Raw genomic sequence first — 365 nt, forward strand, 5'->3', positions numbered from 1 at the left:
GATCGGTCGGCGCATCCCCAATCTCGAGCTGCCCTGGAGCAGCGTGCATACCCTGATTACCGATGAGCGCCTCAGCGACGAGGCGCGCAGCAGCATCCTGGCCCGCGGCGTCAAACTGATCTGCGTGGCCGTCGAAACCAATCTGGAGACCTGAGCATGTGTGGCATCGTTGGCGCCGTCGCCGAACGCAACATCACCGCGATCCTTCTTGAGGGCCTCAAGCGCCTGGAATACCGTGGCTATGACAGTGCCGGCGTTGCCGTGCTGGACGAGAACGGCGCACTCGAGCGCCTGCGCCGCAACGGCAAGGTTGCCGAACTGGAGCAGGCTCAGCAACACACGCAGCTGGCCGGCCGCCTGGGCAT

Annotated in this window: 1 pseudogene; it reads left to right on the forward strand. The window is 64.9% G+C overall.

What is annotated here, in order from left to right:
* Positions 1–156: 156 nt before the first annotated feature.
* Positions 157–365 (forward strand): annotated as a pseudogene (locus EZM41_RS08655) (glutamine--fructose-6-phosphate transaminase (isomerizing)); the annotation flags it as partial.

The sequence above is a fragment of the Acetomicrobium sp. S15 = DSM 107314 genome (assembly GCF_016125955.1).
GTDB classification, from domain to species: domain Bacteria; phylum Synergistota; class Synergistia; order Synergistales; family Thermosynergistaceae; genus Thermosynergistes; species Thermosynergistes pyruvativorans.